The following is a 19317-nucleotide window of genomic DNA, read 5'->3' as shown; positions in this document are numbered from 1 at the left end:
AAAGAGCCCCCTGCTTTACTCCGAGGGCGTCCCCAGGAAGAACTGGGATGTGATCCGGGAGAGATCCCGCATCATCCGCACGGCCTGTTCCCATTCCATTAAGATTGGGCGATGCAGGAAGACCACCAGCACATACTCGGCGCGCCCGGCGAGGACGATCCCTGCGTCCGCCCGGGTTTCGTTCGTCCAGCCGGGCCGACGGGCGAAGGCGATGCCGGGGGGGAGGCCGGCGGCCAGCAGGGTGGGCTGACCCTGGGGATCCAGCAGGCGGTTCTGGGTCATCGCCTCCAGGATGAACTGGCATTCCCCGGGTTGAACGGCGCCCTCGGAGACGAGGGGGAGCGGTCCGCCCTCCTGAGCGCATTGTCGGAGCATCTCCAGGAGCACCCCCAGGTCCTCCGGGGTGGTCTGCTGGCGCGGGTCAGGATGGGTGGGAAGCTCCGGCCGGCTGTTGGCCGGGGTCACCACTGCAGGCGGGGTGCCCGGCTGGTCGAAGGGCCACGCCATGAAGGAGTTCACCAGCCCCAGCTCCCGCAGGAACGCAGTTACCCGCTCCGCACCCTTCGCCGGGTCGCCCTCCCCGAGGTCTCCCAGCAGCGTATCCAGGGCGGGCAGGGCGGTTTCATCGGTCAGCATTCGGAACACCGTCTGGCGGCGCGCCTCGTCGTGGATGAGGTCCCGGGCCCGGGCGACCGCGAGGGCCACGGGCAGGCGCATCACCCCCACTCCGGAGAACGGCAGGTCTCCATTGTGCATCCAGGTTTCCCCACGACGCAGGTCTTTGATGAAGATCCCGGCGGTGCCGTCGAAGGAGCTCAGGTAAGCCTCGAAGAACCGACCCAGGGCGGAGAGGGAAAGGGGCGGGGCGGGCTTCTCGTCCACCACCAGGGCGACCTCGCGGGGGTCCGCCTGAGCCAGGGCGGCCTGGAGGCGCTCCGCGGAGCGGCTGATGTTCAGCACGTGGCCCGGGCGGCCCGGCGTGAAGGCGAAGCGCTCCAGGTCCGGCTGGGGCTCCACCGGCGGCTCATCGAAGCGGCGGGCGACCTCCAGCAGCCACAGGCGGATCTTCTCCGGGGAGGCCTGGATCGCCACCGGGAGATCCCGGGGTGGGGGCGGCTGGCGGAAGAGGAATTGCAGGAAAGCGCCCGGGCGCTGGCGCTCGGATAAGGCTTGCTGGAGCAGCTCCCGGCTTTTACCCCGATCGAGCCGCGCCTCCACATCCGCGGGGTCCAGCATCAGGGTGTGATCCTGATACTGCACGCGCAGCGGGGCGGCCAGGGCGCGCTCCACCGCGTCCAGCGCCTCCTCGATGGAGCGTCCGCCCACAGCCAGCCCGGCCACGGTCCAGGTCCGGGGGATCCGCTGCAGCTCCTGCTGGAAGAGGGCGAACTGCCAGATCAGGAAGCCCACCAGCAGGAGGGCGACCCCGCGGCTGAGCCATCGGTTCCACGCGCGCGGCATCGATGGCGCCTCCTCGGATTGAGGTCTGAGCACCCACCCATTATAGCAGGTGGTCCCTCCGGGATTCTGGGAAAGGGTTCGGCGTATCCGATCATCACGCCTTCCATCTCAACCGGATTCATCCCTCTTGACGGCAAGTCTCCTTACGATTTGGAGCAACTCCTGGGGCGCCGGGTGGACGTGGTCACGGAACGCGGCCTCAAGCCGCGTATCCGAGAGCGTGTGCTTCGAGAGGCGGTGCCGCTATGAGAGACCCCAAGGAAAGGCTGCGGGACATCCTGGAAGCGATTGCTGCCATTTGTGAACGGCCCGCCGCTGACCATCGTCGAGCGGAAGAACCTCGACGACGAGCAGACCTCCGCATCCGCGTGATCCGGCACACCCAGGGGTCAGGCCATGTGGATCACCTAAGGGCCACCGCCCTTCGCCATGCCCTTGACAGGATCCCGGGTCGAGGATATACTGAAGACAGAACTTAAATCTAAAGTGAGATTTAAATTGAGGTGGGCGTGGAGGGGATTCAGGGGCTTCATCATGTGACGGCCCTGGCGGGGGATCCGCGGGGGAACCTGGGGTTCTATCGGGAAGTGCTGGGGCTGCGGCTGGTCAAGCGCACGGTGAACTTCGATGACCCGGGCGCTTATCACCTGTATTACGGGGATGCCCTGGGCCGACCTGGGACCCTGCTCACGTTCTTCCTCTGGCCGGGCGGAACGCGGGGGCGGGTGGGGGCGGGTCAGGTCATGGCCATCGCCCTCACGATCCCGGAGGCCTCCATCGGTTACTGGCAGGAGCGGCTGCAAGCCTACGGGGTCGTGGTGGAGCGCATCGCCCCGCGCTTTGAAGAGGAAGAGGTGGTCTTGCGGTTTCGGGATCCCGACGGCTTGGCCCTGGAGCTGGCGGCCCATCCCCGGGCGGGGGAGCGTCCAGGCTGGCCGGACGGTCCCGTTCCCCCTGCGCATGCGATCCGGGGTCTGCACGCGGTGACCCTCCTGGAGACCGTTGCGGAGCTCACGCTTCGTTTCCTGATCGAGGAAATGGGGTTCCGGGTGGAGCGATCAGAAGGAGATCGGATCCGACTGAAGATCGGCCCAGGGGAGCCGGGCGCGTGGGTGGATCTCCACGTCGATCCTCGGGCTTCTCGAGGCCGCGTGGCGGTGGGAACGGTGCATCACGTGGCCTGGCGGGTCCAGGACGTCGCGGAGCAGCAGGCGTGGCGAGCCCATTTGCAGGCGCGGGGGCTTTATGTCACCCCGGTGATGGACCGGAAGTATTTCCGCTCGATCTATTTCCGGGAGCCCGGCGGGGTGCTCTTCGAGATCGCCACGGATCCGCCCGGGTTCACGGTGGATGAGCCGCCGGAACGTCTGGGGACGGGCCTGATGTTGCCGGACTGGCTGGAGCCCCAGCGGGGCGAGATCGAGCGGGCGCTGCCGCCTCTGGAGGTCTCTTAAACCCAACGGCCCACGGGTGGACCAAAGGGCAAGCTGAGAAAGGGGAGGCCGAGCGATGGATCGCCTGGAGGATCTCCCGGCGCGCACGGGGGAGCGGCCGTTGACGCGCCGCTCGATGCCCCACCAGCAGCTCACCCAGAACGCCCCTCGGGCGCTGCAGGAGGCACTGTTCGAACGGGCGCAGGCCCTGCCGGGCGTTCGGGTGGCCCCCAGTCGGATCTCCGTGCCCGGAGCCCGGGCGTTTTACCTGGACCCGGAGCGAGCGCGGGGCCCGGCGGAGGCTTTTGTGTTCGGTTATGAGTTCGCCCATCTCCATCCCCCTTACGATGGAAGCCTGCATCTATCGCTGCCGCCAGAGCTGGCGGAACGAGTGGTGGAGCGTGGATGGGGGGAATTCCACCCTCTGGTCGCCCAGGGGGTGTTGCCCCCCATCTATGTGATGGTGTATGGGCCGCGGGATGAGGCGGAGCTGGAGGTGGTATGGCGGATCCTCCAGGCCAGCTACGCCTTCGCATGCGGCGAATGGATGGAGCCGGTCCAGGCCCAGAAAGGAGACCGAAACAAATGAGGGAGCGCATCGGGTTACCCGAGAATACCCATATCGGTGGGGTTCACCTTCAGATCCGAGATCTGGGGCGGTCCCTGGCCTTCTACCGGGACCTTCTGGGGTTCCGGGAGGTCGGGCGGGAGGGAACCACCGTGCTCCTGTCCGCGCCGGGATCGCGATCCCCGTTGCTGGCGCTGACGGAGCGCCGGGACGCGCGGCCGAAGCCGCCGCGGACGACCGGGCTGTATCACGTGGCGATCCGGGTGCCGACGCGCCGGGATCTGGCCCGAACCTTCCGGCGGCTGATCGAAGCGGAGTGGCCGTTCCACGGGTTCTCCGACCATGGGGTGAGCGAGGCCCTCTATCTGCCGGACCCCGACGGCAACGGCCTGGAGATCTATCGGGATCGGCCCCGGGCGCAGTGGCCGTGGCGGGAGGGACAGCTGGCGATGGTGACCCGCCCTCTGGATGTCGAGGGGCTGCTTCAAGAGGGCGCCTCCGAGCCGTGGAGCGGGCTGCCGCCGGAGACCGACATCGGCCACGTCCATTTGCACGTGGCGGATCTGGATGAGGCGGAGGCGTTTTACAGCGGGATCCTGGGCTTGGCGGTGACGCAGCGGAACTATCCGGGGGCGCGCTTCTTCGCCGCCGGGGGTTACCACCATCACGTGGGGACGAACACCTGGGCCGGCCGGGGCGCACCCCCGCCGCCTCCGGACGCCGTGGGGCTTCGGGCCTTCAGCCTGGTGGTCCCGGACGAGGAAGCGTGGCAGGGGATCCGGGAGCGGGCGCGCCGCGCCGGATGGCTCGTTCTCGAGGGTTCCCGGGCCTTCTTCCTGCGGGATCCTTCGGGGAACGGGGTCTGGGTGAGCCGGGGGGACGGTTTCGAGGGGGAGCCCCCTGAATAAGGGAGGAGCGCGCGATGGTGCGGGTGACGTTCTACCACGATGTGCTTTGAGTCTGGTGCTTCCTGGCCTCGGCGAGGCTCCGAAGGGTGGTGCGGGAATTCGCGGGACAGGTGACGGTGGAGCACCGTTGCTTCGCCCTCGCTCCGGACCCGGAGGCGATCTCCCGGATCTTCGGGTCGCCGGAGCAAGGGAAGGCGGAGATCCTGACCCACTGGGCGGCGGCCCGCCGGCATCCGGGCGGCGAGGCCATTCATGTGGAGGGGATGCGGGCCGCCTCGTTCCCTTACCCGTATTCCATGCCCGGCTTGAAAGCGTGCAAGGCCGCTGAGCTCCAGGGCGGGCCGGAGGCCCACTGGGATCTGTTCGATCGGGTGCAGCGGGCCCACGCCGTGGAAGCCCGTAACATCGCCGACTTCGAGGTCCTCCGGGATTGCGCCCGGGAGGTGGGCCTGGATCTCGAACGGTGGGAGCGGGATTTCCGAAGCCCGGAGGTGGAACGACGGGTGCAGGCGGACCTGCAGGAGGCCGCACGACGGGGGATCCACGCCGTCCCCACCCTGATCCTGAACGATCGCTGGGTGGTGCAGGGAGCGGTGCCGGAGGAGTTCCTGCGGCGGGTGATCGCGGATCTCCTGGCGGGGCGGGATCCGAGCCGCCGATCCTGAGGGCGGATCTCAAAGGGAGGCCGTATGGCGCATTACCTGGTTCGTGCGCGGCTCCGGCCGGCGCTCGCGGAGGAGCTTCACGAGCGCCTGCGAAGGGGAGAGTTCCGCCGGCTGCGGCCCTTCGGGGAGGCGCTGACTTTCTCCCTGGAGAACGCCCGGCTCGACCCGGCTACAGGGGAGGCCGTCTGGGAGGAAGAGGATTACTGCTCCCCGCCGCTGGCGATGGAGCGGGAGGCGGTCCTCGACCGTTATTTCGAGGACCTGCGGGTGGAACGGGTGACAGAGGGGGAGGGCTGGCGGCGGATCGCGGCGCTGCCCTCCCTCTGGGGGTCCGGTGGGCCGGAGGCGGGTTGAGGCGGGAGGTCGGATGGGGAACGGTGGGCACGCCGCCCCATCGGGCTGTGTGGCGGGCTATCGAGCTCCTAAGCATCCGGGTGGCCCCGATGGTCCGCGCCGGGGTGGCGCGGCGGGCCTCGACGGCCGTTCCCGGCACGGTGGGCCGCTGGCGGGAAGGGCGGCCAATGAGGAAAGAAGGCCGTGGATGGCGGATTGCCCAGGGGGCAGGAGGAGCCCGGGTGGGTCGCGGCAGCGACCCCGCTCGGGGGGAGCGCGGCGTCGATCGCCGGCGTTCCCCCCGGGCGATGGCCCGGATTTTCATCCCATCCTCACGGAGGTGTCCTATGGAGATCTTGTTCCTGATCGGGCGGATCATCGTCGGCCTCTTCTACCTGTTCAACGCGGCCAACCATCTGATCATGGGCACGGGGCAGCTGACCCAGTATGCCGCATATAAGGGGGTGCCCGCGCCCCGGCTGGCGGTGATCGTCTCGGGGATCCTTCTGCTGATCTCCGGCCTCAGCTTCCTGCTGGGGGTGTATCCGGGCATCGGGGTGCTGAGCGCGGTGCTGTTCTTCCTGCCCGTGACCTTCAAGATGCACAACTTCTGGGCGGTGCAGGATCAGCAGCAGCGCATCATCGAGATGGTCAACTTCAACAAGAACATGGCCCTGATGGGGGCAGCGCTGATGTTCCTCCTTATCGAGCGCTGGCCCTTCAGCCTGATCCCGAACCTCTGGCCGTTCTGACCGCGGCCGCCCGGGGGCCTGGCTCGGAAGGGTGCGGGCCCCCGGGCCGTTGATTTCGGAAAGGAGGGAGCCATGCTGGAGAACCTGATGCGACCGTATGGGGATGTGGGGCCCCTGATCCTGCGTGTGGCGCTGGGGGATCATTTTCCTGGTCCACGGCTGGCCGAAGCTGAACCCGAACTCCCCGATGAGGGGCACGGCCGGCTTCGCGGGTTTCCTGCGGCAGATGGGCATTCCGCTGCCGGGCTTCTTCGCCTGGGTGGTTGCCCTGCTGGAGACCCTCGGCGCCGTCCTGCTGATCCTGGGGTTGGGAACGCGGATCCTGGCCCTGGGTTTCGCCGTCGACATGCTGGTGGCCATCCTGGTCGCCAAGCGCGGCTTCATGAAGGTGCCCTTCATGGCCCAACAGGCCACCGGATGGGAGTTCGACTTCGCCCTTCTGGCGGGCGCCCTGGCCCTGATCTTCACGGGTGCCGGCCGAATCGCCCTGGATCCCTTGTTCGGGCTGCGACCATGCCCTGCCGAGTAAAGGTAAGGTGAAGGTAGAGATGGAGTGGCTCCCGGCGATCGAGGGATGGCTTCCTTCTCGCCGTCCGCTTCGTGTCCTGCTCATCGGTTGTGGGGAAGGGGAGGAGGCCGCTGCGCTGGCTGACCGCCTGGGAGGGCCGGAGGTCGTGCGGATGGTGGGGGTGGACCTGGATGAGATGGCGTTGGCGCGGGCTCAGGCGCGGGTGCCATGGGCCCGGTTCCGCTGCGCCGACGCCGCCACCCTTCCGCCCGGCTGGGAGGGCGGCTTCGATCTCATCGTGATCCGCCGGCCGGACCTCCTCGCCCAGCCGAGCCGCTGGCGGGCGGTCTTCGCCCGGCTGCCGGGGCTCCTGGCCCCCGACGGGCGTTTGATCTGCACCACGATCTCGGCCGGGGAGGCCCGATGGGTCCGGCGCGAGCTCTCGGAAGCGGGCTGGAGCCTTCTCCACGAGGAGGTCCACCCGGAGGCTCCGGAGGAGGCGGCCTGGCTGGTGGCCGCGCCTCCTGCGGAATCGGAGACGCCTTCGGAGACCCTGGAAATCCTCCCGGGGGAAGAGCCCGGCCTCTGGTGTGATTGGAGCACCGGATGTTGCGGACCGATTGGGTGAGGAGGAGGGGATGGCGTCGCGGGTGGAGGTCACGTATTTCACGGATCCTTACTGCTCCTGGTGCTGGGCCACCGAGCCCATGCTCTACCGGATCCGGGAGACCTTTCGGGATCAGGTGCGGATCCGGTATGTCATGGGCGGGCTGGTGCGGGACATGGCGGAGTTCTACGACGCCCTCAACGATATCCGCACGGCCGCCCAGGTCGCCCCGCACTGGCGGATGGTCTCCCAGCGCTCGGGCCAGCCCATCGATGAAGGGCTGTGGCTGGAGCTGAACGATCCCCATTTCTCCACGTGGCCGGCCTGCATCGCCGTCAAAGCGGCCTTCCTGCAGGGAGAGGAGATCGGGGAACGGCTCCTGCGGCGGTTCCGGCGGGCCGCCCTCACCGAGCGCCGCAACATCTCCCGGCGGGAGGTCCAGGAGGAATTGGCCCGGGAGGTGGAAGGGCTGGATCTCGCACGCTGGCGCATGGATCTGGAGAACGGGCGTGCGGCGCGCGCGTTCGAGGAGGACCTGGAGGAGTGCCGGCGTTACGGGGTGACGGGGTTCCCCACACTGCTTTTCCGTTATGTGGGGTCGGTGGTGGTCCCAGGTGCCCAGCGGCCGGTCCTGGTGGTGGGCCACCGCGCGTATGCGACGTATCGGGAGGTCCTCCGCCGGCTGGCTCCCACCCTGGAGGAGCATCCCCCGCGGGCGGTTGAGGAGCTGCTCCGGATCTACGGGCCGCTGACCACCCGGGAGCTGGCGGAGATCTATGGGAGGGATCTTCCGGGGATGCGGGAGGCCATGGAGGCCCTGGAGCGGGAAGGGCGAGCGCGACGGATCCCTGTCCCGGGCGGCGAGTTCTGGGCGTCGCCGACCGCTTCTCCGGAACCTGCCGAATCGGATCCCTGGCTCCAGAATTGACAGAACCGGCCCGCTCCGGTGACAATCGACGTGGCCCTCGGCCGCGTGGAGGGAGCGGAGTGCCCACAATCTGGACGGTGGGGCATTCGAACCGGCCGCTGGAGGAGTTCCTGGAGCTCCTCCGGATCCACCGGGTGGAGCGGGTGATGGACGTGCGGCGGTTCCCGTCCTCCCGGCGGCATCCTCATTTCCGCGGAGATGCCCTGGCGGCGGCCCTGGCCGCCGTGGGGATCGGTTACCTCCATCTGCCCGAGCTGGGCGGGCGTCGCGCCCCGCGGCCGGATTCCCCCCATATCGCCTGGCAGACGCCGGGGTTCCGCGGCTATGCGGACCACATGGAGAGCGAGGAGTTCCAGCGCGGGCTGGAGCGGGTGATGGAGGAAGCCGGACGCGCCCGGGTCGCGCTCATGTGCGCGGAGCGGTTCCCATGGCGTTGCCACCGGCGGCTCATCGCTGACGCCCTGACGGTCCGGGGGTTCCGGGTGGAGCACATCCTGGATCGGGAGCGTTGCGTGGGGCATTCGCTCCCTCCGTGGGCGCGCCTGGAGGGAGAGCGGCTGCTTTACGCCGGGCCTCCCGGCTCGGGAGGGATGCAGATGGAGTTGCTTTTTGAGGAATCCGCGCGCATCTCGCCGAACCCTCCGGAAAGTGAGGGAGGCTGAGGGAGGCATCGCGAACCGCCATGGTCACTCCCGTCGTCGTGTCGCATCGGATTCGGGTCACCGCGGGTCTGATCCTGGGCCTGTTCCTGGCGGCTCTGGAAGCGACGGTGGTCGCCACGGCGATGCCCCGGGTGATCCGGGAGCTGGGCGGGGTGCAGCTCTACAGCCTGCCCTTCGCCCTCTACCTGTTGATGGCGACGGTGTCCGGGCCGATTTGGGGCCGCGCCTCGGATCTGTATGGCCGGCGGCGGCTATATCTGGCGGCGGTGTGGATCTTCCTGCTCGGCTCCGCCCTGAGCGGGGCGGCCCGTTCGATGGGGATGCTGATCGCCACCCGCACCCTGCAAGGCCTGGGGGGAGGGGGCCTGCAAACCCTCACCTTCACCCTGGTGGGGGAGCTGTATCCGCTGCGGGAGCGGGCGCGGGTGCAGGGCTGGATCAGCGGCGTGTGGGGGCTCTCGGCCCTGGTCGGCCCCCTGATCGGGGGACTGATCGTGGATCACTTCTCATGGCGCTGGGTGTTCTACCTGAACCTGCCTTTTGGGATCGCAGCCTTGCTGCTGGTGGGCCGCGGCGTGCCGGAGAGGGCCGGCCATGAGGCCCCCCGGATCGATCTGAGCGGGGCCGCTCTGTTCACCCTGGGGGCTGGGGCGCTGATCTATGGCCTGGAGCTCGAATCCCCGGGCGCGCTGATCGTCGCGGCGCTGGCCCTGATCCTCTTCGTCTTCGTGGAGCGAGGCCAGGAATTGCCGCTGCTTCCTTTCCCGGCACTGCGGCGGCCTTTCGCCTTCCGGGGATTCCTGGGCAATCTGCTCGGCGGCATGGCCTTCTTCGGGATGACCGCTTACATCCCGTTCTTCGCGCAGGTGGCCCGTGGCCAGAGCGCCACGATAGGCGGATTGCTCCTCTCCCCGATGACCGTGGGCTGGACCGTGAGCAGCGTCCTGGCGGCGCGGTGGCTGCCCCGCTGGGGGCCCCGGCCCATGGCCCGCTGGGGCCCCCTGGCTATGATGGGAGGGTTCGGCCTGTGGGCGCTGGCGTGGCGGGCTCCGTTGCCGGTCCTGGCCCTGGCCGGCCTGATCGTCGGGGCGGGGATGGGGACGGTGATGCTGGCCCTCCTGGTGTGCGCGCAGGAGGAGGCGCCCCGGGAGGTCCTCGGCGTGGTCACCGCCATGCTGCTCTTCGCCCGCAACATCGGCGGGTCTATGGGAGCCGCGGCGATGGGCGCCGCATTGGGTCCGGCGCTGGCTGCCGGCGGGGAGGCTTTGCTCAGCGCCTTCTGGCGGGTTCCTGCCCTCGCGCTGGCCCTGGCCACCGGGATCCTGCTGATCGGGCGGGGGGTTCCGGATCTGCCCGCTTCCGGGACCCCCGGGATATCGGAGCCCGTTGAGGTCGGTGCGGCGGAGTGAACGGTGAGAGGCGCGGCAGGAAAGGGAGCGAAAGGGGATGCAGCACGAAGAGGAGCGGAAAGAAGCAGAGCGGAAGGAGCGGCTGTGGACGATCGGGGAGGTGGTCCAGCATCTGCGATGCCGCTTCCCGGATGTGACGCCGAGCAAGCTCCGTTATTGGGAGAAGGCGGGTCTGATCCGGCCCCGCCGCACCCACGGCGGGCACCGGCTGTATTGTCCCGGCGACGTGGAGCGGCTGGCCCTGATCCTGAATCTGCGGGCCCGTCACCGGCTCCCCCTCCCGGTGGTGCGGGCGATGCTGGATCGCCTGCAGGAGGATCCGGCGCTGAGCCCGGAGGCCCTGGAGGCGCTTCTGGAGGTGTTCCGGGAAGAGGGCGCGGAGGGGTCGGCTTCTCTGACCGCAGAGGAGGCCGCGCAACGTGCGGGGATTTCCCTGGACCAGCTCCGTCGCATGGAGGCCATGGGCCTGCTCCCGGACGGGGAGTCTGGAGGGGAGCGTCGTTACGGCCTGGAGGACGTGGCGCTGATGCGGGTGGTGCGGGATCTGGAGGCGATGGGCATCACCTGTCGGGACCTTGCTTTTTACGTGCGGCTGGTGCGGGCTCAGGTGCGCCACGACGTCGCCCTCTATGCGCCCCTTGTGGGCGATCTGGCCACAGACGTCGAGCGCATCGGGCGGTTCCGGGAGCTCCACCGCCGCATCCAGGCCCTGACCGGGTTGCTCTATCGAAAGTATGTGCGCCGGGCCCTGATGCGCCGCTGGCTCCGTCGGTCCATCCGCTCCGGCCGGACCTGAAGGCCACGCCCATCCGAGGTCGGGCCCATGCGGGAGGCACTTCAGGCCTTTTTCGAAACCAATCGGATCATCGTCTATTCGGTCTACGGCCAGGTCTTCTTCACCTTAGGGGTGATCCTGGCCATCCAGAGCTTGCGGCACAGCCGGCTGCGGCTGGCCCAGGCCCTGCCCTGGCTGGCCCTCTTCGGCATCCTCCACGGCTTGCATGAATGGGGTGATGTGTTCATCCCCATCCAGGCCACTTATCTTCCACCTTTCCTGGTCCAGTTGTTGCACATCGCCCAGGTCTTTTTGCTCGCTCTTTCGTTCCTCTGTCTGTTTCAGTTCGGGATCAGCACTCTGAGCCCGCTTCCTCCGCGGTGGCGGTGGGCGTTCTGGGTCCCCACCGGGGTGTTCCTGATCTGGTTGCTGGGGCCTTTTTACGTTGGCCTGACGGTGATCCCGGAGATCGAGGCGTGGCATCGGGTGGCGGGGGCCACCGCCCGTTACGGGCTGGGGCTGCCCGGGGGGCTGATCGCCGCTTACGGGTTGCGCCTCCACGCCCATCGCCACATCGCCCCGCTGGAGCTTCCCCACATCCTGCGCACGCTGCGCGTCGCCGGCCTGGCGATGGCCGGATATGGGATCGCGGGGGGTCTCTTCGGGCCGGCGGTTCCTTTTTTCCCGGGCAACCTCCTGAACGAGATGACGGTGTTCCAGGCCGTCGGCATCCCCATGCCGGTCTGGCGCTCCCTGTTGGGCCTGATCCTCCTCATCGCCCTCCTGCGGGCGCTGGAGGTGTTCCAGGTGGAGATCGACCGGCGGATCGAGGAGATGGAGCGGGCGAACATCCTCACGCTGGAGCGGGAGCGGATCGGCCGGGAGCTCCACGATCGGGTCCTTCAGCAGATCTACGCCGCCGGCCTGCTCGTCGAGGCGGTGCGGGAGCAATGCGGCTGGAACCCCAAGGTCGGCCCCCTTCTGGAGGAGATGCTGCTCGCGCTGAACCGGGCCATCGAGGACGTGCGTCTCTACATCGCGACCCTGCACGGGATGAGCCAGCCCGGCCACTTGCGGGCGTTGCTGGAGGAGACGGCGAGGGATCCCCGTTTCCGGAGCATGCTGGATGTCGAGGTGCGTCTGGACATCCCGGACCTGCTGCTGGAGCCGGAGCAGGCGGCCCATCTGGCGGCCATCCTGAGCGAGGCCTTCAGCAACGTCCTCCGCCATGCGCGGGCCCGACGGGTCGTCCTGGAGGCGCAGGTGAAGGACGACCGTCTGCGCATCGGCGTGCGAGACGACGGCATCGGGATGCGCCCGGATCACCCGGTGGGGATGGGATTGCGGAGCATGCGGGAGCGGGCCCGGCTGCTGGGTGGCGTCCTGCGGATCGAGAGCGCGCCCGGACAGGGGACGACGGTCTGGCTGGAGCTGCCGATGGCGGAGAAGGGGCGACCTCCGGATGAAGCGCCTGCGCCTGCTGATCGTGGATGATCACGAGGTGGTCCGGCTGGGGCTGCGGTTGCTGCTGCAGAACCGGCCGGAGTTCGAGCTGGTGGGCGAGGCGGAGAGCGGGGCCCAGGCCCTGAGCCTGGTGGAACGCCTGCGCCCCGACCTGGTGGTGCTGGATGTCCGCCTGCCCGATCGGGATGGGGTGGAGGTGTGCCGGGAGATCACCGCGCGTTTCCCGGAGACCCGGGTGCTGATCCTGACGGCCTACCCGGATGAGGAGTTCATTGTGCGGGCCATCGAGGCGGGGGCCTCCGGCTATGTGCTCAAGCGGGCAGGGAGCCGGGAGCTGATCGAGGCCCTGGAGGCGCTGGCCCGGGGGGAGGCGATCCTGGATCCCACCATCACCCGCAAGGTCCTGGAGCAGTTCCGCCAGCGATCCCGGGCCACCCGGGAGGAGGCCTTCAAGGACCTCACCCCACGAGAGCGCCTGATCCTGGCCCGCATCGCGGAAGGGAAAAGCAACCGGGAGATCGCCAAGGAGCTGTTCCTCACCGAGAAGACGGTGCGCAACTACGTCAGCATCATCCTGGACAAGCTGGGCGTCTCCAACCGGGTGGAGGCGGCCGCCTACGCCCTCAAGCACCGCATCCACGATTTCCTCAAGGAAGAAGACAACGCTTCATGAAGGGGTAGCGGATCCCTCTTGCGTCAGGCCGGAAAGCCCCCACAGGCCGAGCAGCATCCCGCCCAGGGCGACGGTTTGCAGGATCGGAGAGCCGGTCCCGAACCCCTCTGTGAACCAGCGGATGGCGCTGTAAAGGGTCAGGGCGAGGAGGAACACGCCGCCCGGGGCCCAGGATCGCCGCCGCAGGCGCCCCCACAGGAGCAAGGCCAGGGATCCCAGCGCGGCCTCGTAAAGGGGGACCGGGTGGCGCTCGCCGCCGCCCAGGGCGGCCAGGAGGGGAAGAGCCGTGGGCTTCCCGTAGCGCAACCCCTCCGCCCAATCCCCCAGCGCCCAGGCGATGGCCAGAACCAGAAAGGAAGGGGCCAGGGCGTCCAGCCCGACCCGCCAGGGGATGCGACGGACGCGCCACCGCCAGGCGATCCAGGCGCTCATCCCCAGGAGGCCGGGGAGCGGGGCAAGGAGAGCGTCCGTGGGTCGAAGGATGTAGATCAGGTCGAGCGGAGAGGGAGCGCCATAGGGGAGCAAAGCGGCAAGGCGGGCGATCAGGTATCCGATGACCAGGCCCCCCAGGGCATCGGCGGCCGGCGCGGCGCCGACACCCTGCCGCCGGCCCTCCCGCTCCGCCAGGGCCAGCCCGATCCAGATCCCTATCAGGATGAGGGCGGGTCGGGTAGGCAGCGTCAGGGGGCCGAGGGGGAGGACCGGGAGCATCAGCGCGCCCCCTCCGAAAGCAGCGTCCGCACGCGGGCTTCGATAGCGGCCTCGCTCATCGGCCCACCCACCACCACCTCGCGGATCGTCCCCTGCGGGTCGATGAAGAACGTGGTGGGAAGGGCGGTCACCCGGTAGCGCTGATTCACCGCTCCGGAGGCGTCCAGGAGGATGGGGAAGGTCAGCCCGTAGCGTTGTCGGAAATCGGCCACCGCCTCCGGGGCGTCGCTGAACGTGGCGTTGATGGCGATCACCATCAGGCCGCGGTCCGCGTAACGGGCGTAGAGACGCTGGAAAGCGGGCATCTCCGCCCGGCACGGCGGACACCAGGTGGCCCAGAAGTTCAGCACCACCGCTCGCCCCCGCAACCGGGAGAGCGTCAGGGTTTCCTCGCTTAGGGCGGGGAGCGAGAAGTCCGGCGCGCGGTAGCCCGGCTGAGGCGCCTCCCGGACGGGGAGCCCGAGCGCCCCGCTCCGGCTCCATCCGATCCAGGCGATGCCGATCACCGCGGCCAGCCCGATCCCCAGGAGCCACCGGTATCGCATCCGACCTCCTCTCTGCGCTTCGAAGTCTCATTCATGTTAGATGCAGCGATGGCGGGGCGGTGACCCGGAGGCGATGCGTGTAAAATGGGCCGGGGCGATCGCGCGCTTGAGGCGAGGAAGATGCTCCCCCGATTTCCGCAATCGAGGAGCGCGTCCATGCGGGTTCCCCTGCGATGGGTGTCCGGCATCCTGATCCTGCTCCTGGGGCTCTTCGGGCCGGTTCCTGGGCTCCATGCCCAGTCCTCCTCACTGGTCGCGGAGCGCTTCGACGTGGAACTCCATGTGCGGTCGGATGGGACCCTGGAGGTGGTTGAACGTCAGGCCATCCGGTTCCTCGGGACGTTTCGCCGGGGCTTCCGGGAGATCCCTCTCCGACGCACCGAGGGCATCACCATCCTGGAGGTGGGGGAAGAGGGGCATCCCTATCGCCGCGCCTCGACCGGGGAACCGTTCACCTACACCGTGGAGGAGGGGGCCGAGGCCGTCACCGTCCGCTGGTTCTTCCCGCCGACCACGAACGCGCGCCGCACGTTCTATCTCCGGTATCAGGTCCGCGGGGCGATCCGGCGCTACGCGGCGGGCGATCAGCTCTGGTGGAACCCGCTGCCGGCCGAGCACGCTTACGAGATCCGTGAGAGCGCGGTGACTGTGTATCTGCCCCCGGGAGCGATCGCGCAACGCATCGCCGCCTACGGCCCGGCCGATGGGATCGCGGAGGAAGGCGGGCAGGTGGTTCGATTTCAGGCCCGGCGCCCCCTTGCCCCCGACGAATCCTTCGAGGTCCGGGTTCAGTTCCCCCATGGGATCCTCCCGTCGGAGCCCCCCGCGTGGCAGGTCTGGGAGGATCGACTCCCGCTGTATAACCTGGCGTTGCTCATTGTCGGGCTGTTCGTGCTGGCGGCCGGGCCCGCGCTGGCCGTAGGAGTCTGGGCGCGATGGGGGCGGGATCCTTACATCGGGAGCGGGCCGGATTTGCGGACGGAGCCTCCCTTCCCGGATCCTCCGGGGCTGGTGGGGGTGTTGCTGGACGAGCGGGCGGATCTGCGGGACATCCTGGCGACGGTGGTGGATCTGGCTCGTCGAGGGGTGTTGACCATTGAGGAGATCCGGGAGGGCTTCGCCCGGGATTTCCGGCTACGGCGGACCGGCTCGGAGGCGGAGCTGCAGCCCTTCGAGCGGTTGCTGGTGCAGGCGCTGTTCGATGGATCCACGGAGCGGCGCCTGCGGGATCTGCGGCACCGGTTCTTCCGGCGGCTCCCGGAGCTGGAGGCGGCCCTCTATCGGGCCGTCGTCCGGGCAGGGTGGTTCTCCGCCCGTCCGGATCGCGTGCGGGACGCCTATCGGATCCCGGGTGTGCTGGCGGGCGGGCTGGCGGTCCTGACAGGGATCCTGGCCGCGCAGGAGAGCGCCCGGGGGCTGTGGGGGATATGGGCCATCGCAGTCGGGCTGGGAGGGACCGCGCTGGCCTGGTTTCTGATCGCCCCTCATATGCCCCGGCGGACCCGGAAGGGGGCGGAGCGGGCGGCCCAGTGGCGGGCTTTCGCCCGAGGTCTGCGAGAGCTCCGGAAGATGGCGCCGGAGGAGGCCTCTGCCCGGCTGGAGCAGTATCTTCCTTACGCGATCGTCTTCGGGATGGAGCGTCGTTTCCTGCGCCAGTGGCAGGAGATCGCCCCGGATCTCCCACCGCCCCCGTGGTATCGCCCGTGGATCCAGCCGACGACCCATGGGGCTCCGGGACGGGTGCCGGGGCATGCGGCGCCGCTCCCCGGGGAGGGAGGACAGGGTGTGCCGTCTCTCGATGACATGGCCTCCTCGCTGACCGGGAGCCTCAATGCGTTCTCCGAGGGGTTAACGGCGATGCTGAACACGGCCGCCGACACCCTGGTCAGCCGTCCGCCATCGGAGCGGGGTGGAGGAGGGCGCTGGAGCGGAGGGGCGAGCTTCGGCGGGGGCGGGGGCGGCGGCGGCCGCAGCGGGTTCGGCTAAGCGCGATCTTCAGGAGGAGGCGGGGGATGCATCCGCGGACGATGCAGATGCTGGGAGGGATCCTGAGCGGGACGGGGTTGTTTCTGATCCTGGCCTTCGCAGGGTTTCTGCTGATCCAGTGGTCCACGGGCACCCTCACGCCCGGCGGGCTCGGCATCGGGGTTTTCCTGATCCTGCTCATCTTCTCGCCGCTGGTTGGCCTGGGGCTTTACCTGTGGCGCCGGGGGGCGGTGGAGGCGCAGGAGGCGGAGGTCGCGGAGAAGCAGCGTCGGTTGCTGGGCATGATCCAGGCCCGGGGGCAGGTCTCGCTCCCCGAGATCGCCCTGGAGCTCCGGGCGACGCGGGATCAGGTGCGGGCGTGGATCTACGATTTGGTGCACATGGGCCTGTTCTCCGGTTACGTGAACTGGTCGGAGGGGGTGCTCTACTCCGCCGAGGCCGCTGCCCTGCGGGACGCTGGCCGGTGTCCTCGCTGCGGGGGCGCCCTGGAGCTGGCCGGCAAGGGCGTGATCCGCTGCCCCTATTGCGGCACCGAGATCTTTTTGTCCGGCCCCGGGGCGCAGCCGTGAACAATGAATTCGCAAACGATTTCTGTAGGAGGGGCTTTAGCCCCGACCCCTTGTCTTCGATGGCGCGAGGGTCGTGGCGAAAGCCGCTCCTACAGACGTGGATGCCGAAATGAATTTCGGCTTACGTGAGGGGCTTTCGCACCGAACCCTCGGTCCTCGAGAGGGGGAGGTTCGCGGCGAAAGCCGCTCCTATAGGTAGATCGGATTCCGGATGGAGGTGCGGATGGCGGTGCGGGCGCGCACTTTGAAGGAAGCGCTGAACCTGTTCGACCCGCGGGTTCCCCTGGCGGGACGGGCCCTGGCCGCGTATTATGTCGAGCGGCCGGACGTCCCCACCCTGGAGCTGAAGGCCTATCTGGAGGCGATGGATGAGCCGGTGAAGGTCCTGTTCTCCGGCCATCGGGGGAGCGGCAAAAGCACCGAGCTCAATCGCCTGAGCGGCCTCCTGAAAGGGCGCTTCTTCATCGTCCATTTCTCCGTGCTGGAGATCCTCAACCTCACAGATCTCACCTACGTGGACCTCATCCTGGCCATCGCCCTGCGGCTGCTCCAGCAGGCCACCGATGAGCGGATCCTGAAGGGGCGCAAGCGGGGGCTGGTCGGAGTGGGGATGCTGGAGGATCTCTACCGCTGGTTGACCCACGAGATCGTCGAGGAGGAGATGGTCAGCCCCTCCCGGGAGGCCTCGGCCGAGGCGGCGCTGAACCTGCTGGCCCTGAAGCTGGAGGGGCGGGTGAAGACCGAGAGCAGCACCCGCCGGATGGTCCGGGAGCGGGCGGAGCTGCGGCTCTTCGAGCTGGTCTCTCGCACCAACCGTCTGATCGAGGAGATCCGCTCCAACGCCCGCCGGCCGGTGCTGGTGATCGTGGAGGATCTGGACAAGCTCTCCTTCGAGCGGGCACTGGGGCTCTTCTTAAACCATGCGGCCCTGCTGGCGGAGCTGCGCGCCCATATCCTGTTCACCTTCCCCATCACCCTGCGCTACGCCCGGGAGTTCCTGCAGATCCGCAGCCACTTCAGCGAGCGCTTTCTGATCCCCAACGTGATGGTTTACGATCGCCAGGGCCAGCTGCGGCCGGAGGGCTACCGGGTGATGCGGGAGATCGTAGAGCGGCGGATGGAGCCCTATCTGATCGACCCGGAAGCCGTCGACCTGGCCGTCCGCATGAGCGGAGGGGTTCCCCTGACCCTCATCCAGCTGCTTCAATCCGCGATCCTCCACGGCCTGGCGATGGGGCGGGATCGGGTCGGGCTTTCCGAGATGCAGAGCGCGGTGATCCAGCTGCAAAACGATTACCGGGGGACGTTGCGGCCGGAGGATTACGGGGAGCTCCGGGGATATCACCGCACTCGGGCGTTTGTGAACAACGAGCGGACCCGGGAGTTCCTGGCCAACTTGAGCCTGCTGGAATACAGCGACGGGGAGCCCTGGTGCGATGTCCATCCGATCCTGCTCCCCCTGCTGGAGGCGTGAAAGCCTGGGGGAAGATGCCCCATGCATCCTCCCGCGGGCTCCGCTCGATCCGGCCCGCTCCATGCCATCTCCCTCGCCCGGGTCAACCGTTCAGCCGGTAGCCGTAGCGACGGACCGTCTGGATCCAGCGGGGGCGATGCGGGTTGGTCTCCATCTTCTGGCGAAGGTTCCAGATATACCAGCGAAGGGCCTGGATGGATCCTTCCTGGGGTCCGCCCCAGACGGCCGTGAGCAGTTCGTTGATGGAGACCACGCGCCCGGCCCGTTCCGCCAGATAAAGGAGGAGGGTGTATTCGATCGGGGAGAGCTCCAGCAGGCGTCCCTGGAACCATACCTGGCGGCGCTCCCGATCGATCACCAGGGCGCCATCCCCCAGCCGGATGGAGGCCCCTTCGATCGGAGCCGCCTGGCGCACCCGCCGCAGGATGGCCTCCGCCCGGGCCAGGAGCTCCTCGACGGCGAAGGGCTTGACGACATAATCGTCGCCGCCCAGGACCAGCCCCCGCACCCGCTCCGGGATCCCCTCCAGGGCCGTCAGGAACAGGATGGGCACTGTGGAGACCCGGCGGATCCGTCGGCAGACCTCCCAGCCGTCGAGGTCCGGGAGCAACACATCGAGGATCACCAGGTCAGGGCTATGCTGATCGAAGAGGAGAAGGCCTTCCCCTCCGGTCTCCGCAGTCAAAACCTCATAACCTTCCTGGGTCAAGGCGCGGGCCAGCACCTCCCGCAGAAGCAAATCGTCGTCGATCACCAGGACCTTTGCTTTCTCACTCATGGGCGGAACGCTCCCCCATAGATGGATCGATTGGGTGTGGACCACGAACTCCCGCTCCGGATACCGGCCTCGATCTTCCATGGGATACTCCTCCGGGTCTCGGATCGA

At 68.5% G+C, this 19317-nt stretch carries 21 protein-coding genes and 1 pseudogene; 18 read left to right on the top strand and 4 right to left on the bottom strand.

The features are described 5' to 3' along the window. Positions 1–15: 15 nt before the first annotated feature. Positions 16–1461 (bottom strand): serine hydrolase, encoded by a 1446-nt coding sequence (locus tag KNN16_RS06635; RefSeq protein WP_303900206.1) that lies wholly within the window; start codon positions 1459–1461, stop codon positions 16–18. A gap of 147 nt (positions 1462–1608) precedes the next feature. Between KNN16_RS06635 and KNN16_RS15140 the strand changes: the two are divergent. The 15 genes and pseudogenes from KNN16_RS15140 to KNN16_RS06565 all read left to right on the top strand — a co-directional run. Further along, positions 1609–1710, top strand: a pseudogene (locus KNN16_RS15140) (nucleotidyltransferase); the annotation flags it as partial. Between the two features lie 260 nt (positions 1711–1970). Next, a complete protein-coding gene (locus KNN16_RS06630) occupies positions 1971–2915 on the top strand; it encodes a ring-cleaving dioxygenase (RefSeq protein WP_303900204.1) in 945 nt (314 codons plus the stop codon). A 55-nt stretch (positions 2916–2970) separates the two neighbouring features. Beyond that, positions 2971–3483 (top strand): luciferase family protein, encoded by a 513-nt coding sequence (locus KNN16_RS06625; protein WP_299285784.1) that lies wholly within the window; start codon positions 2971–2973, stop codon positions 3481–3483. After that, positions 3480–4370 (top strand): VOC family protein, encoded by an 891-nt coding sequence (locus KNN16_RS06620; RefSeq protein ID WP_299285781.1) that lies wholly within the window; start codon positions 3480–3482, stop codon positions 4368–4370. Before KNN16_RS06625 ends, KNN16_RS06620 begins: the two co-directional genes overlap by 4 nt. A 62-nt stretch (positions 4371–4432) precedes the next feature. Then, a complete protein-coding gene (locus KNN16_RS06615; protein ID WP_303900600.1) occupies positions 4433–5035 on the top strand; it encodes a DsbA family protein in 603 nt (200 codons plus the stop codon). Positions 5036–5059: 24 nt separating this feature from the next. Further along, on the top strand, positions 5060–5389 hold the full coding sequence (locus KNN16_RS06610) for a hypothetical protein (protein WP_299285778.1): 330 nt from the start codon (positions 5060–5062) through the stop codon (positions 5387–5389). A gap of 326 nt (positions 5390–5715) precedes the next feature. Beyond that, positions 5716–6120, top strand: coding sequence for a DoxX family protein (locus KNN16_RS06605; RefSeq protein ID WP_303900200.1), 405 nt, complete (start codon positions 5716–5718; stop codon positions 6118–6120). A 124-nt stretch (positions 6121–6244) separates the two neighbouring features. Next, a complete protein-coding gene (locus tag KNN16_RS06600) occupies positions 6245–6649 on the top strand; it encodes a DoxX family protein (RefSeq protein WP_303900197.1) in 405 nt (134 codons plus the stop codon). A 19-nt stretch (positions 6650–6668) separates the two neighbouring features. Further along, complete coding sequence (locus tag KNN16_RS06595) at positions 6669–7256, top strand: trans-aconitate 2-methyltransferase (protein ID WP_303900194.1); 588 nt, start codon at positions 6669–6671, stop codon at positions 7254–7256. 10 nt (positions 7257–7266) lie between these two features. Continuing rightward, the gene (locus KNN16_RS06590) at positions 7267–8163 is read left to right on the top strand and encodes a DsbA family protein (protein WP_303900191.1); all 897 of its coding nucleotides are present in this window, start codon (positions 7267–7269) and stop codon (positions 8161–8163) included. A 59-nt stretch (positions 8164–8222) separates the two neighbouring features. Then, entirely contained in the window at positions 8223–8825 is a 603-nt protein-coding gene (locus KNN16_RS06585) for a DUF488 family protein (protein ID WP_303900190.1), read from the top strand. A gap of 20 nt (positions 8826–8845) precedes the next feature. After that, positions 8846–10234: an MFS transporter gene (locus KNN16_RS06580; RefSeq protein WP_303900187.1), complete on the top strand. Its 1389-nt coding sequence runs from the start codon at positions 8846–8848 to the stop codon at positions 10232–10234. Positions 10235–10271: 37 nt separating this feature from the next. Next, entirely contained in the window at positions 10272–11030 is a 759-nt protein-coding gene (locus KNN16_RS06575; RefSeq protein ID WP_299285756.1) for a MerR family transcriptional regulator, read from the top strand. A 27-nt stretch (positions 11031–11057) separates the two neighbouring features. Beyond that, on the top strand, positions 11058–12503 hold the full coding sequence (locus KNN16_RS06570; protein WP_303900182.1) for a sensor histidine kinase: 1446 nt from the start codon (positions 11058–11060) through the stop codon (positions 12501–12503). Then, a complete protein-coding gene (locus KNN16_RS06565) occupies positions 12472–13146 on the top strand; it encodes a response regulator transcription factor (protein WP_299285750.1) in 675 nt (224 codons plus the stop codon). Before KNN16_RS06570 ends, KNN16_RS06565 begins: the two co-directional genes overlap by 32 nt. Here KNN16_RS06565 and KNN16_RS06560 read toward each other — a convergent pair. Continuing rightward, a complete protein-coding gene (locus KNN16_RS06560; protein ID WP_303900180.1) occupies positions 13141–13857 on the bottom strand; it encodes a prolipoprotein diacylglyceryl transferase family protein in 717 nt (238 codons plus the stop codon). The two genes, KNN16_RS06565 and KNN16_RS06560, sit on opposite strands and share 6 nt — an antisense overlap. Beyond that, entirely contained in the window at positions 13857–14402 is a 546-nt protein-coding gene (locus KNN16_RS06555) for a peroxiredoxin (protein WP_299285744.1), read from the bottom strand. The genes KNN16_RS06560 and KNN16_RS06555 overlap by 1 nt, the downstream gene beginning before the upstream one ends. 156 nt (positions 14403–14558) lie before the next feature. Here KNN16_RS06555 and KNN16_RS06550 point away from each other — a divergent pair, with 156 nt between their 5' ends. From KNN16_RS06550 to KNN16_RS06540, 3 genes are all read left to right on the top strand, one after another. Then, on the top strand, positions 14559–16388 hold the full coding sequence (locus KNN16_RS06550) for a DUF2207 domain-containing protein (RefSeq protein WP_303900176.1): 1830 nt from the start codon (positions 14559–14561) through the stop codon (positions 16386–16388). A 26-nt stretch (positions 16389–16414) separates the two neighbouring features. Further along, on the top strand, positions 16415–16957 hold the full coding sequence (locus KNN16_RS06545; RefSeq protein WP_303900174.1) for a hypothetical protein: 543 nt from the start codon (positions 16415–16417) through the stop codon (positions 16955–16957). A 223-nt stretch (positions 16958–17180) separates the two neighbouring features. Next, positions 17181–18431 carry an AAA family ATPase gene (locus KNN16_RS06540; protein WP_299288799.1) on the top strand — a complete coding sequence of 417 codons (1251 nt, stop codon included), beginning with the start codon at positions 17181–17183 and terminating at the stop codon, positions 18429–18431. 82 nt (positions 18432–18513) lie between these two features. On the opposite strand, the gene KNN16_RS06535 is transcribed toward KNN16_RS06540, so the two are convergent. Then, on the bottom strand, positions 18514–19290 hold the full coding sequence (locus tag KNN16_RS06535) for a response regulator transcription factor (RefSeq protein ID WP_299288796.1): 777 nt from the start codon (positions 19288–19290) through the stop codon (positions 18514–18516). Positions 19291–19317 lie beyond the last annotated feature (27 nt).

The sequence above is a fragment of the Thermoflexus hugenholtzii genome (assembly GCF_018771565.1).
Classification (GTDB): Bacteria; Chloroflexota; Anaerolineae; order Thermoflexales; family Thermoflexaceae; genus Thermoflexus; species Thermoflexus hugenholtzii_A.
Note: the sequence above shows the minus strand (reverse complement) of the source record. Positions and strands in the feature narration are given on the sequence as shown.